Here is a 14,398-nt window from a genome sequence, read left to right on the forward strand (position 1 = left end):
TGTTTGCAGGATAACAGATACAAAAATGATTCCGAGACGACAGTTTTAAGTTATTATTAAAAATGATTGATTCATAAACAGTTATCAATCATTATTTTAAACAGATAATTTATAGTGAGTCTAAATGTAAAAGTCAGCTCAATGGAATGAACTGACTTCTGATACTATTTTTTAGCATAAAGAATTTTTTTTGAAGCAAAAACTCTAAAATCCTCAAACTCTACAATCTTATACCTCTAGTTTATTTTCTTCGCCATGTAATCACTTTCATTTCCCAAACGATCGATGGCTTTTATCGCAATGGCATTGAGAATTTTCCCGTCTTTGCTTTTTGGGATTTCTTTTGAAAGCATTTCTAAAGTTAAAATTTCGGTTTCCCAGACTCCGTTGTATTGGGTGAAAAGAACCCACTGAAATATACTTCCTATTTTTTTTGAGCTCCAGCTTGTCTGAATAAAACTTCCAATATCATTGGTAAATAAAGTCGGCTTTTCTAAAGGAATTGCTTTTATCCACGGACTTTTCGGAGTCAGTGCTTTTTCTTTGTAAGGTCCGTTTTTTAAAGTGGGAAGCATATTTTGGTTTTTAGTTAAACCCGCAATGCTCCAGTGAATTTCGCCTGTGGATTGAGGAAGTATTTGTCTTGTTAATTCAATCTGATTTTTAATTTCTGTCGGTCGGTCAGAAACTTTAATCTCTACGGTATTTAATCCCGGCCAAAGATGGCGGTTCATGGTATTTTCAGATTTCCACCAGTTTAATAATGAAGCAAAAGGTTGTCCCTTAGATTCAATCGGCCAGTATAATTGTGGTGAAAAATAATCTACCCAACCTTTATTTAACCATAACTTTGCATCAGCATACAATTCGTCATATTGAGATGAACCTACAATTCCTTCAGGAAAGCCCGGTTTCCAGATCCCAAACGGACTGATTCCAAATCGAACGTAGTTTTTTTCTGCGTGAATTTCTTTATAAATTCTTTCAACAAATTGATTGACCTGATCTCTTCTCCAATCTGCTCTCGAAAGTGTCCCTCCTGAGCTAAGGTAAGTGTTCCAGCTTGCGTTATCCGGGAAATCTGCGCCTCTGTTGTAGGTGGCATAAGGATAAAAATAATCATCAAAATGAATGGCATCAAGATCATATCTTTTCACTAGATCTTTCACAACATTAGAAACATGACCCTGAGTTTTCGGATTGGCAGGATCAAACCAGTACATTCCGTTTTTTAATCTAATGGTAAGATCAGAAAGTTTAGTCACCATCGATTGGCCGGAAACCGAACCTCCATTTGAATGATGCGCTCTGTAAGGATTTAACCAAACATGAAGCTCCATCCCTCGTTTGTGAGATTCTTCAATCCAAAACTGTAAAGGATCATAGTTTGGATAAGGCGGCTCACCTGTTTTTCCTGTTAAAAAATAAGACCAGGGTTCTAATTCACTTGTGTATAAAGCATCTGCGGACGGACGTGCCTGGAAAATCACCGCATTAAAATTGTTATCCTGAAGCATATTCAACATGCTAATGGCTTCAGCTTTTTGCTGCTCAACCGACAAATTATTTCTTGAGGGCCAATTGATATTTGCCACACTTGCAACCCATGCACCACGAAATTCTCTTTTGATTGCAGGAAGGTTGACTTTAAAATCTTCTTCGATTACAATATTTGGTGATGGTTTTACCGTAAGAATTGAATCTTTTACTTTTGGTTTGTAGTGGTTTTCTTTACCTGCATTTTTTGCTGTGGATGAATTTTTTTGTACAGAACACGAACTGCTGAATGAGGCAAAAAATCCTAACAACAGCATTATTTTTATTTTATCAATCTTCATTATTTGACAGATTATTTAATTTTAATTTAAAAAAATTCAAGATAATAAAAATTAAGCTCAGCATCAAAAAAAATTGATCATAACTAATTTGGTTCTAACCTGTTTTCTAATACAAAACCTTCTGCGCCGTCAGATGTTTTTACATGAAACCATTTATCTGTGACCGCTATGATCTTAACCTTTGTATTCTTCTCTATATTTTTTAAGATAGCATATTCTGTTCCCGCTCCGGCACGCAGATTTGATCCTGATTTAATCAACATCATTGATTTAAATTTCTTCTGTTTCTGTGTTTTCGGGATCTCTCTTGTACGAATATATGGATAAGGATCTACCGCTCCTCCTGTATAAATTCCGAAATGCAAATGAGTTGCTCCACCAGCGGCGTTCCCTGTATTTCCTACTAAACCTAATGTATCACCAGTCTTTACTCTATTTCCACTTTGAGTTAAAATACTGTCAAGATGAGCATAGTAATACGAATTTTCTGTAGCTGCATCACGTAGCCAAACTTGTTTTCCTCCCAAACCTTTATTATCTGTCCGTACCACAAATCCGTCTGAAACAGCAACAACCGGAGTTCCTTTCGCAGCAAAAATATCGACACCTTCATGACTTCTGCCACCTCCATCACGACTCGCACCCCAAAAACTCTGTACATCACGATTGCCTTTTCCTGCAACCGGAAATTCAAGAGACGGCTGCGTATAAATTTTTAGCTGAAGATTTCCTTTAAACTCGATTTCCGGCTGAATGATAACGGTATGTGAGCCATTATTTTTAATCAATCGTCTGAATTTATTATTCTGAATTAATTCACTTTGAGAATCATCAGTATTTACGTTTCCATTGATCACATCAACAAAAATTTTTGACTCCTGATCTTCTTTAAGAGTTTCAATAATTAGCAAATCCCCTTTTTTAAGTTCAAAAGAATAACCAAGTGCATTGAGATTAATACTATCCGAAAACACATTTAACGAATACCCATCTGTAATTTTAAGCGGTGTGTTTTTGGCATTGGAGTAATTGATCTTCCAATTGTTTATCAGACTATCTGCGCCTGAAAAGCTTTTTTCATATTTTGTACGGTCGGAAGTTTCAAATATATTCTTGGGTATTTTCAAGCCGTCACAAGAAATGATGATGAAGAATGATGATATAATTATTAAAAATGATTTTATTCTGATCATGTCAGATTTCCTGCAAAAATTTAGCCGTAACAATTTTAAAATAAAAAAGCCCCGAAAATTCGAGGCTTTGTATAATTGTCAGAATGAAATTAAGCTTTTGCTCCTCTTTCAATTCTTTTTCTTTCTTCTTCAGAAAGTACTTTCTTTCTCATACGGATGAAGTTAGGAGTTACCTCGATTGCTTCATCAGACTGAATATATTCCATACATTCTTCAAGTGAGAATAAGATTTTTGGTGCAACACCGGTATCTTTATCTTTACCTGAAGCTCTCATGTTATTCAACTGTTTTGCTTCAACGATGTTTACTACCAAATCTCCCGGCTTGTTTTGCTCACCGATCACCATACCAGCGTAGATTTCCTCGCCCGGATCTACATAGAACTTACCTCTATCCTGTAATTTTGCAATAGAATATTCTGTAGCACGGACCTTGAGTTTTACTGATTAGTACCCCGTTACTTCTTCCAGGAATTGCACCTTTGAAAGGCTTGTATTCTGTGAAACGGTGTGCCATAATAGCTTCACCAGCAGTAGCAGTTAACATCTGAGAACGCAATCCGATCAAACCTCTTGAAGGAATTTCGAATTCCATGTGCTGCATTTCACCTTTAGTTTCCATAATGTGAAGATCACCTTTTCTCTGAGTAGCTAAATCGATCACTTTAGAAGCATATTCTTCCGGAACGTCAACAACCAAAGATTCGTAAGGCTCACATTTTTCTCCGTCGATTTCTCTTAAGATAACCTGTGGCTGACCAATGGTCATTTCGTATCCTTCTCTTCTCATTGTTTCAATTAAAACCGATAAGTGAAGAATACCTCTACCGAATACCAGGAACGTATTTGCATCACCCGTCTGCTCAACTCTTAATGCTAAGTTTTTCTCTAATTCTTTAGTCAGTCTTTCTTTCAGGTGGTTTGAAGTTACATACTTACCATCTTTACCGAAGAACGGTGAATTGTTAATTGAGAACGTCATGTTCAGTGTAGGCTCATCAATTGAGGTTCTTGGCAATGGTTCAGGATTTTCTAGATCTACGAAAGAATCTCCGATCTGGAACGCATCAAAACCTACTACAGCACAGATATCTCCAGCTTTTACTTCAGTTACTTTTTTCTTTCCAAGACCTTCGAAAACGTATAGTTCTTTTACTTTTCCTTTTAAAATTTTTCCGTCTGCCTGAGCAAGACCAATCCATTGAGATTCTTTGATCTCACCTCTGATTACTTTTCCGATTGCGATTCTTCCTAAGAAAGAAGAGAAATCCAGAGAAACAATCTGCATCTGCAGGTTACCTTCCTCAACTTTAGGCTCAGGAACATATTGTAAAATACCGTCTAACAATGGGAAAATATCTTCAGTCTGCTCCAATGAAGTGTTGAACCAACCTTGTTTTGAAGAACCGTAGAATGTAGGGAAATCCAACTGAGCTTCAGTAGCTTCCAGGTTGAAGAACAAATCAAATACCTGATCGTGAACTTCTTCAGGACGACAGTTTGGTTTATCTACTTTATTGATAACAACTAAAGGTCTCAAACCTAATTCCAAAGCTTTCTGCAATACGAATCTAGTCTGTGGCATTGGTCCTTCAAAAGCATCTACCAACAAGATTACACCGTCTGCCATTTTAAGAACTCTCTCTACTTCACCACCAAAATCGGCGTGACCAGGAGTATCTATAACGTTGATTTTAACGTCTTTATAAGTAACAGAAATATTTTTTGATAAAATGGTAATCCCTCTTTCTCTTTCAAGATCGTTATTATCCATTATTAATTCTCCACTTTCCTGATTTTCTCTGAAAATGTTTGTAGCATGAATAATCTTATCAACCAAAGTAGTCTTACCGTGGTCAACGTGTGCGATAATCGCAATATTTCTAATGTTTTGCATGAATGATTTTTACGGGTGCGAAATTAGTGATTTTTAATGAATTAACCATAAAAAGATTTAAAAATTAACAAATTCATAATGAATAAGTTTCATCCAATTTTAAGTTTTGAATTATGAATTTAGAGTCTTCGAGAGGGTTTTTGCAATAAATAAGAAAATGATTTCTTTGATAAAAAAGTTAGATAAATTTCTCACACAACCTATTTATCTAAACATTGAATATTGATTTTCATAAAAAAAGACTCAGATACAATATCCAAGTCTTTTACATTTTCTAAATCAATTTATTTAATCTATAAATTTTGATCTTCATGTGGACCTTCATTAATTTCCTCAACCAGTTTGGCATTAAAGGCAGGAAGATCTTTCGGTGTTCTGCTTGTTACCAAGCCATTATCTACCACTACTTCACTGTCTTCCCATACTGCTCCGGCGTTTTTTAAATCTTGGCTGATCGAATTTACGGATGTTAAATTTCTGCCTTCGACAGCACCTGCATTGATTAAAATCTGCGGTCCGTGGCAAATTGCAGCAACGGGTTTGTGCTGTTTAAAGAAATCCTGCACAAAGCTCAAAGCTTTTTCGTTGGTTCTCAACTGATCCGGATTGATAACTCCGCCCGGTAAAACCAAAGCGTCATAATCTGATGCTGAAACTTCATCCAACGTTTTATCCACGTCATATTCTTTTCCCCAGTCTTTTTCTGCCCATGCTTTGATCGTCCCAGATTCCGGACTGATGATATGGGCTGTCCAGCCCTGCTGTTCTAAATGCTCTTTTGGAGATTTTAATTCACTTTCTTCAAAACCATGTGTAGAGAGAATTGCGATTTTCTTAGACATAATATATATTTTTGGTGTTAATTGCTTACTTAAAAGAAAATATGATGCCGCGCTGCTTAATGGAACTTATAAAAATTTGTTAAATGATTTGGCGGTGTTGGTTCTTGGGTGTTAGTTGTTAGTTGTTAGTTTTTGGTTTTATGGAAAATGATGATGATTAATATCTGTATTAAAATGATGAGTCCGATTTTGAGGAGAAAACTTTTCTTTGAGGTTTTATGTCTGAAAATGAGTATACCGAAAATGGCTCCAACAGTACCGCCTAAAAATGTCATTACATAAAGTGAACGTTCTGAGATTCTTCTTTTGTGTTGTATAGCTTTCCATTTATCCAATGCAAAGATTGTGAAAGTGATTAGATTGATTATTATAATTAAGTACAGCATAATAGCAAATCTAATCAAAAATAAATGTCATAAAAACACCTCATCCTGATCTCAGCAGGATAAAAGTTTCTACATTTGTTCCCCATAAAAATAAATCTATGACAGTACAGGATTTGGCAGGCAACTACTCTATTCAGGGCAGTAACCAGGAAGAAACGGATCACATTTCCTATCACGGCATCCTGACTCTTTCTCTTGACGAAAACAACCGCATCCTCGCCCAATGGATGATTGGTGATCACGAACAAAACGGAACAGGATTTTTTAAAGATGATATTTTAGTAATCAACTTTCAATATGAAGGTGATGAGCAGAAAATCTACAAAGGAACTGCTGTTTACCGTTGCCGTTCTAAAGATATTTTAGAAGGTTTCTGGTCTGAGAAGCATGGTGATCCGAGGTATTTGGGGAGTGAGGATTGTGTGAGGATTGGTACGGTCATTGCGAGCGCAGCGAAGCAATCTCATTAAATCGTTTTTCCCAATCTTAAAGGAAGCAGCTTCCGTTTTCGTGATTACTCACGGATTAGAAATCCGCGAGATCAGGGAAAAATCGTATTGAGAAGTTGGTGTTTTATGGAGTCTTGTTAATAATAACTTTATTTATGTGACTGGTTTTTTTTGAATTAATAATTTATTTAATCAATATTTACAGTATAATATTACCTTTGTTAATAGGTCTCTCATAAACGTATATTGGAAACAACATGAATAATAATGTTATCCTCAAAAAATGTATACATGATTATGAGCTTAAAAAAGTTAATTTTATAGATAAAGATATATCATAAGATTACTCTTATATAATTCCTAACATAATTTTATCAATTAAATCTACGATATGCCTTGCAGATTCTTGACTAAATTCGTCTTGAACAGTTCTGGTGTCATTTATTCTGTAGTTAGTTGCTTTAATCAATCTAAAATTATGCTTTTTCGCTTCTAAAGATAAATAGCTACTAACATCATTATATACTCTACTTGCAGCAATGATAATATCACATTGTAAAAAACAGTCGTTCAGATGAGAGCGTAGTTGTGTTTTTAATACATCACCCATTGATGATACACCTATCACAAAACCGTTGGAATTAAAAATTTCATAAATCTCACCATCTGGTAAAGGCAATAAATAGGTATGATTAAGATTGATGTATTTTTTTTCTAATTCTTGTCTAATAATTTTGATCGTTGTTGTTTTACCACTTCCTGCTTTACCCCATATTTGTAACAGTGTTTTTTGTTTCATGGTTTTTTAGTTTTTAATAACTATTTAGTTTTAGGTGGTTTCATATTAGTTGGAGCTATAGTTACTCTTCCAAGAGTGATCTTGTCACCTGAAATTATTGTTTTGGAAGGTTGCGGTTTTGATGGTAGTTTATCTTTATCACTCATATTATTTAGTTTTAGGAGGTTTTACAACTGCAGGTTGGGGAGCCACTCTGCCTTTTTGGTCTTGCGAACGTTGAGGATCACCTTGTGTTGTCTTAGGCGGGCTTTGAGGTTTTTGATTTTTATCAGACATAGTATTTAAGTTTAACGTTAAAAATAGTGTTACCAAAATAGTTCCTACTATGATAGAACCTAAAGAGGCTTTATTTAATATTCCTATATAGCGATTTCTTTTTTTAAAATTATTCCATAGATCCTTATTTTGAGTGTCAATTTCAGAGATTGTTTTTTCATTAATCTTAATTGCTATAAAATGAGAAATTAGGTTAGTAAGTAAGCATAGAACAAATAAAAAAATACCAGTTACAAGCATCCATTGATCATTATAAATTATATTTTTTTCAATTAAATTACTTAGTAAAGTAAGCCCAACTAATAATCCGCCACTACCAAAAATATTTAGGTATTTTTCGAAGTCATCCTCACTTTTCTCTATTACTTTGCATACATCATTTCTAAAATTATTCCAGTAATCATCAGAATCATCAGGATAGTTTATTTTCCCTATTTGGTTAGGATAGTAGTCATTGCTACCACTGTATTTTTCAGAATTCATACTAAAAGATATTTAAGTAATTATTTCAAAACGAGTTTATTCTTTTCACTTTCAAACTTATAGTTTATAATTCCTCCACTAATAAATAATTCAATAGCCTCATTCAAAACATCGATGGGAACAACAAACCACTCTCTTGGTATAAATCTTTTTCCATCTGCATTATATAAATCAACATCCAAACAAACAGATGCAAACAGTCGATGGAGAAGACTTTCAAAATACTGAGTGTTGATATTATAACAACTGTATTTTGCAACGATAATTACATCTTCATACAAATACGTTGCTTCCTTACTAGCATTTTTAATTCTAGTTTCTACTGGAACGGTTGAGAAACCAATTTTATAAAGATTTTCTATATTCTTTATTTTGGGATTCTCAGACCTAGATTTTAAAATATAAATCCAGCCACTTTCCACATCATCCTCTTTTACCATCCCTGCATTTACCGCTAAATCTTTCTCAACTTCATCAATTGGTTGAGTTATTAGTTTACCATTTTTTTGAATAGCTTTTGCCAACGAGCGGAACAATAAATTAGATACAGTTCCATTTTCAAAGATGGTAAATGTTCGGACCATCAATCCTTACTCTGTCTCCACTTCTATTTTCCTTTAACACTTTTTCTGCTTCAGAAGATTCTAAATATGCTAAAAGTCCATCTACTAAATAGAAATTTCCTTGTCTAAGATTGGTTTCTCCATCATTAAAAGGAAGCATTTTTCTTCTTCCTGATTTTAAATCCCGATGCACATTCTGAAACATTCTTTCATACTTTGCAAATTCATCATCTGATAATGATTTTCTTTGAGCAATAGATTCTGCTTTCGCTCTTTTATCAATCTGGGGCGTATGCTTGAACTCAAAAATAGAATTGTCTCCATCCGAATCAAGCAATCCCAATTCATCATCGTTTAAAATTTCATCAATTGATGGAGTTTCGTACTCTACTTCCCCAAGCAGATTAAACCTATCAAATGGTTTTACAATTCTTCTTTTGTTTTCATTACTTCTAAATTCTTTTAGCCTCGCTAATAGAGAATATTCGGCAATGGAAGAAGTAGACGGTTCTCTCTCGTTTTTTTCAAAGAAACTATTGATTTCTTCAAACGATTCTAAAAGACGGTCATCATCTGTTTTGAGGACAGATTTTTTCTCATTGGAATCTAACAATCCAAAGTCATCATCATTAAATATGTCATCTAAAGTCTTAGCCATTTTGCATCTTTTTTCTTTTGGCATCTTGAATGAACAGAAGTGCCTGAGCTAATCTCTGCTCAATTGGATTAGTAGATTGAATACTCGGTTTTTCGCCAGTTTCCTTTACCCAAGCATTTATTTTAGGCCAAAGAATAATGGCTTCCTGCTCAGTCATTTCAATTTTTGTGATATTTATTGTGTCTTGTATAGCACGCAAAACTGAAGTAGTAACACTTTTAGATAGAATTTCAAAAGCTTTCTGAAAAGGATTTACTCGGTCAATAAGTTCAATATTAATATCATCGATGTTCACAAAGCTTCCTGCCATCTTAATAAATTTCTTTGAGCCTTGTTCTTCAACGGTACTATTTTTTATCACCGAATCTACAACTACGTATTGTCTAACCGCTTCTACATCCTCTTCAGACAAATCAGGATAAATCTCCCTGATTATTTTAGGAATCAAAACCGTATTGATAACTTCGGGTTCTAAATTTCCTGGCAATGCTTTCAACATTGTATCATTTTGCAAAATTCGTGCTTTCAAATCATTTAAATCACTTTCTATAATATCTTTTGCACGTTGAGAAGTTGGAGTTTTAAATCCTCTTATTTTAATGGTTGGTTTCTCGTCATCATCTTCATCATTTTCCAAATCCTCATCGTTATTATCCATTGGCTTGAATTTGAAGTTAGGGGCAAGAACCTGTTCCATAAGCAATGATGCTGTAATGGCTTTCAGCATATTATTCACTGCCAATTTCACATCATCATCTACCGCATCTGGCTGAGCAATTAAATTAGTAAACTGAGCGTGTTTTTTATTATTACTATCACGTGTAGCACGGCCTATAATTTGAATAATTTCCGTTAATGAACCTCTGTAACCTATCGTAAGTGCGTGCTGACAAAAAGGCCAGTCAAAACCTTCTTTTGCCATTCCCAACGCAATAATCATATCGATATCATCCGGCGAACTTACGCCCCGGAGATACGCAACAATCTTATCCCTTTCCTTTGGATTGTCATTTACCAAATCAGCAATTTTCAAAATCCTTCCACTGCGTTTGCTCTTCACAAACAAAACTCCAGTTTCTGAATCCTGATATTCTAAATCGCCAATGCAGTCTATAACGTGATTTACTTCTTCATATTTTTCTTTAGATGATTCTGCCGAGTTTACGCTTGGAATGTGAATTATCGTTTTCAAATCTTCATCTAAAATCTCTTCCAATGCAGACATATTACGCTCTGGCTGAACTTTGTAATATCTACCTTGATAAAAATGATAACCGATTCCGAGAGACTTTAAATATTCGTAACCGTTGAGCTGGTCGTAATAGTTATAAGTAACTTTAACAAATTTCTCCTCATCTTCTGGCAAGAGTACAGGAACACTATCTCCACGGAAATACGAACCAGTCATTGCCACAATATGAGCGGTTGAATTTGCCATTATATTGCGCATTACATTCCCCAATTTGTTATCACCATCTGCAGAAACGTGGTGGAACTCATCAATAGTAATAAGGCAGTCATTCAAATCTTTTTCGTCTAATCCTTCAGCTGCAAAACGTAAAGTAGCATGAGTACAAATCAAAACTTTCTCATCACTTTGCAGAAATTGATGAAATGCTTTCACTTTCCCAGAGTCACTTCCCGGAGTACAAAGGTTGTATTTTTGATTAGGTTCCCAATTGGCATAGAAACCATATTTCTTTAATTCTGTAGGACTGAAGGAATTCCCAATTGAGCGTTCGGGAACAGCTACAATCACTTTTTTAATACCTTGATGATTTAATTTGTCTAATGCAATAAACATCAAAGCCCTCGATTTTCCCGAAGCTGGTGGAGCTTTGAGCAAAAGATATTTTGCAGTTCTCGCTTCATAAGCTTTTGCTTGCATTTCCCGCATTCCAAATTCGTTGGTCTTTTTGCTTTGACCTGTCTGGTCATATTCAACTTTTACCAAGTTGATGGGTTTTATGTAATCGGTGTTGTTATCTTTTTCCATTTCTTCTTTAAAGTTACTGATTGGCTATGATTTAACTAGGTCTTCGACAAGATCAGACTGACATCCTTAAACTAAGACAAATCTGATTTTTTCTTTCTCGTTTTCTTTTGCTTGGCAAACAAAGTATCCTTTTTAGTCATTTCATCATAGCGTTTAAACAAATGTTCCAAACGCTCTGCATCAGAAGTAAAAGGATTACCCATTCTGTATATTTCTTCTATGGCTTTATCCAGATTTTGATGTGCCTGTTTTAAATCCTTTGGCATTGTTTCGGGATTATAAAGCCAGGCCAATGTTTTTTCTGAATATTTGGAACGCTCATCTAAAATAGCAAATACATACTCATTAATGGTTAATTTTTGTTTCTCGCTGATTTCAGGAAACGGAAAAGTATTGTAACAAAGTTTTGCTGAATATCTATAATCTGTTTTAAGTTTTCCACCAATTGCATCTACCCAAACCATATGCATTTTGGAATGGAGAATACCGAAAAGCCAAGGCTGAGAAGTACAGATAATCATAGCAGAATCACTTGCCTTTTTTTGTGAGTCAAAAAAGCCCAATGGTATATATTCTCGTTCTTCTGAGGAATGTCTAGGTATGAAAATAAAATCTGAATTGGGTGGTTGTGTTATTTGAGCAAATAAATGAGGAATGTTCGCCAATTGAGGCCTTGAAGAAATTAATCTCTCATTGTAAACTTTGTTTACCCTTTCTTTGACGTTGGCTAAATCATTTAATTCTTCTTTATCTATATCTTCTAACCAAAGACAATATCTTTTTTTTCCATTCAAAAATTCGTGTGCAGAAATTAATTCTTTAAACCATTTTTCAGAACCTGGTTCATTTTTAATAAATGAAGCTTTTTCTTCTTCTGTAAATAGTAAATATCCTCCATCTGCGGGCATATTTCCAAAATTCATTGGAGGGAATTTAGATAATGGCTGATTTAAGCTATTGATGTAAATATCTTGAACATCCAACAAATAAGCATTTACATTTTTAGCCTCTCTGCGAATATTATTACTATAAAGGTATTTCGGTTTTGTAGATTTATTTCTCAAACCTAAGATAATTACTGTCACTCCTGCATTCCCAATTGCGCTATTCGTCCACTTGAATGATTGATGAGCGAAAGAGATTTCAATATTATCATTTAAAATTCTTGGCCAAGTAAGTGCAACTAATAATCCTTGGCAAACAGAATTGGTTGAAACCAATGCTAATTGCGCATTGAAGTTTTCAATAAACTTTGCACCTTTATAAAACCAAATGGAAACATAGTCTAAGCTTTTATAATCTTTTCGGAATACAAATTCCATGTCAGATTTTTGCTCAGCATCTTGGTTTCTACTTCCTAGATATGGCGGATTTCCAATAATGTAAATTTCGTCGCCTTCATTTTTGGGACAAACCTCTTCCCAATTTTTGCGTGCTGCATTTCCTGCCACAATATTCCCCGCTTCTTTTAAAGGTAAAATAGGTTCAGATTTGCCGAAGCCTTCCAAGATTTCATCAAAAACCAAATTCATTTGATGTTCTGCCAACCAAAGAGAAAGAATCGCCATTTCGTGAGCAAAATCTTTTATTTCTATTCCGTAGAATTGCGAGAGTTTGATATTGCTGACAAAGCTTTGCCCTCCAAACAAATTAGCTTTTTCCAAAGAAATGATTTGTTGGATGATTTTAATCTCAAGATTCCGTATTTCTTTGTAAGTAATAATGAGGAAATTTCCGCTTCCACAGGCAGGGTCAAAGAATTTTATTTTGGAAATTCTGTCAATCAACTTCCGTAAACCTTTGGCATTATCCATATTTTTATCAAACTCATCTTCGAGTTCATCTAAAAATAAAGGCTTAATCAATTTCAAGATATTCTCAACAGATGTGTAATGCATTCCCAAGTTGCTTCTCTGTTCAGGGTCTGCAACAGCCTGAATCATTGAACCAAAAATATCCGGATTGATTTCGCTCCAATTCAGTTCGCCAGATTCTACTAATATATTTCTCGCTTTTTTACTGAACTTCGGACTGATGATATTATCTTTAAAAAGTCCACCGTTTACATACGGAAATGAATTGAGATATTCTGGAAAATCACCAGTTTTGCTGTTTAGTTTTTTGAATAATATGTTCAAAAATTCATCTACATCAGAACCATCAGCATTGGTATTATTAACTAATGTTTCAGTAAAAATATTTTCTACTTTGAAAATTCCTGTATCTTCAGCAAAGAAACAAAATAATAATCGAGATAGAAACATATTAAGGTGATGACTTCCTGCTGCAACCCAATCCTCATTATCATTTACTAATATGTCATAAAGTTGCGCTAATCTATAAGCAGCTTTTCTATCTGCGTCATCATTTGGCGAAACTTTGTAGATTTCCGCACCAGAAAGCGGCAAAAAAAAATCGGCTTGCTCAGGAAGTTCGGCAAAAGAAAATCTTTTGTTTACTTTTAGTTTTACATCTGTTGCTACAAAACTTTTAAAATCTGTAACTACTATAAATCTTGGATTATGCTTTAAAATCTTATCGTCTTTAGCCGCTTCATCTACGATATGAAAAAGATTATCAGCATTTTCCTCTTTGAAGAAAATTTTATTTTTATACAAAAGTTCACCTTCCTTTTTTGAAAGATTAGAATCTCCTTTTCTTAATCTAGTAACTACATTCTTAGAAACACCAAAAGCCATCAGGAAATCATAAATGAAATTTTCCTTATCTGCGTTTGTTGCAATGGCTGATAGTTTTTCCTTAATCTCTTGTGGTTTCATTAGTTTTTAAAATTCAACCTCAAATATAACTAAAAAACCTATTCAACCCTCTACGGTAATCCGTAAAACAAAAAAAATCACCCTTTTCAGTGAGTTCTTTTTAACATCTGCACAGTCTGAATAATGCAAATCATTTCTCGGCGATTTTTGTACACCTTCAGCAAAAAACTGTATATGAATACTATTTATTTCTACACCGTAAGAAAAAAATGTATTTTTGAAAATCATTTCAAAAACGC

11 protein-coding genes and 1 pseudogene are annotated in these 14,398 nt (G+C 34.4%); 1 reads left to right on the forward strand and 11 read right to left on the reverse strand.

Annotation, left to right across the window (positions count from 1 at the left end; genetic code table 11):
- Positions 1 to 236 precede the first annotated feature (236 nt).
- The 5 genes and pseudogenes from ACZZZA_RS14645 to ACZZZA_RS14665 all read right to left on the reverse strand — a co-directional run bounded on the left by ACZZZA_RS14645 (position 237) and on the right by ACZZZA_RS14665 (position 6,155).
- A complete protein-coding gene (locus tag ACZZZA_RS14645; RefSeq protein WP_463432978.1) occupies positions 237 to 1,838 on the reverse strand; it encodes a glycoside hydrolase family 10 protein in 1,602 nt (533 codons plus the stop codon).
- An 83-nt stretch (positions 1,839 to 1,921) separates the two neighbouring features.
- Positions 1,922 to 3,031, reverse strand: a complete 1,110-nt coding sequence (locus ACZZZA_RS14650) for a peptidoglycan DD-metalloendopeptidase family protein (protein ID WP_463432980.1) — start codon at positions 3,029 to 3,031, stop codon at positions 1,922 to 1,924.
- An 89-nt stretch (positions 3,032 to 3,120) separates the two neighbouring features.
- Positions 3,121 to 4,927, reverse strand: a pseudogene (typA, locus tag ACZZZA_RS14655) (translational GTPase TypA).
- A gap of 293 nt (positions 4,928 to 5,220) precedes the next feature.
- On the reverse strand, positions 5,221 to 5,769 hold the full coding sequence (locus tag ACZZZA_RS14660) for a type 1 glutamine amidotransferase domain-containing protein (protein WP_463432982.1): 549 nt from the start codon (positions 5,767 to 5,769) through the stop codon (positions 5,221 to 5,223).
- Positions 5,770 to 5,894: 125 nt separating this feature from the next.
- Positions 5,895 to 6,155, reverse strand: coding sequence for a DUF1294 domain-containing protein (locus ACZZZA_RS14665; protein ID WP_463432984.1), 261 nt, complete (start codon positions 6,153 to 6,155; stop codon positions 5,895 to 5,897).
- 98 nt (positions 6,156 to 6,253) lie between these two features.
- Here ACZZZA_RS14665 and ACZZZA_RS14670 point away from each other — a divergent pair, with 98 nt between their 5' ends.
- Positions 6,254 to 6,625, forward strand: coding sequence for a hypothetical protein (locus tag ACZZZA_RS14670; RefSeq protein WP_463432986.1), 372 nt, complete (start codon positions 6,254 to 6,256; stop codon positions 6,623 to 6,625).
- Between the two features lie 328 nt (positions 6,626 to 6,953).
- On the opposite strand, the gene ACZZZA_RS14675 is transcribed toward ACZZZA_RS14670, so the two are convergent.
- The 6 genes from ACZZZA_RS14675 to ACZZZA_RS14700 form a co-directional block, all read right to left on the reverse strand.
- Positions 6,954 to 7,403, reverse strand: coding sequence for a hypothetical protein (locus ACZZZA_RS14675; RefSeq protein ID WP_463432988.1), 450 nt, complete (start codon positions 7,401 to 7,403; stop codon positions 6,954 to 6,956).
- Positions 7,404 to 7,550: 147 nt separating this feature from the next.
- On the reverse strand, positions 7,551 to 8,162 hold the full coding sequence (locus tag ACZZZA_RS14680; RefSeq protein ID WP_463432990.1) for a hypothetical protein: 612 nt from the start codon (positions 8,160 to 8,162) through the stop codon (positions 7,551 to 7,553).
- Positions 8,163 to 8,182: 20 nt separating this feature from the next.
- Complete coding sequence (locus ACZZZA_RS14685; RefSeq protein ID WP_463432992.1) at positions 8,183 to 8,746, reverse strand: GIY-YIG nuclease family protein; 564 nt, start codon at positions 8,744 to 8,746, stop codon at positions 8,183 to 8,185.
- Entirely contained in the window at positions 8,721 to 9,383 is a 663-nt protein-coding gene (locus tag ACZZZA_RS14690; protein WP_463432994.1) for a hypothetical protein, read from the reverse strand. The genes ACZZZA_RS14685 and ACZZZA_RS14690 overlap by 26 nt, the downstream gene beginning before the upstream one ends.
- On the reverse strand, positions 9,376 to 11,379 hold the full coding sequence (locus tag ACZZZA_RS14695; RefSeq protein WP_463432996.1) for a DEAD/DEAH box helicase: 2,004 nt from the start codon (positions 11,377 to 11,379) through the stop codon (positions 9,376 to 9,378). Before ACZZZA_RS14695 ends, ACZZZA_RS14690 begins: the two co-directional genes overlap by 8 nt.
- A gap of 71 nt (positions 11,380 to 11,450) precedes the next feature.
- The gene (locus ACZZZA_RS14700; protein ID WP_463432998.1) at positions 11,451 to 14,159 is read right to left on the reverse strand and encodes a class I SAM-dependent DNA methyltransferase; all 2,709 of its coding nucleotides are present in this window, start codon (positions 14,157 to 14,159) and stop codon (positions 11,451 to 11,453) included.
- Between the last annotated feature and the right edge of the window lie 239 nt (positions 14,160 to 14,398).

The organism is Chryseobacterium sp. AC405b (genome assembly GCF_979258685.1).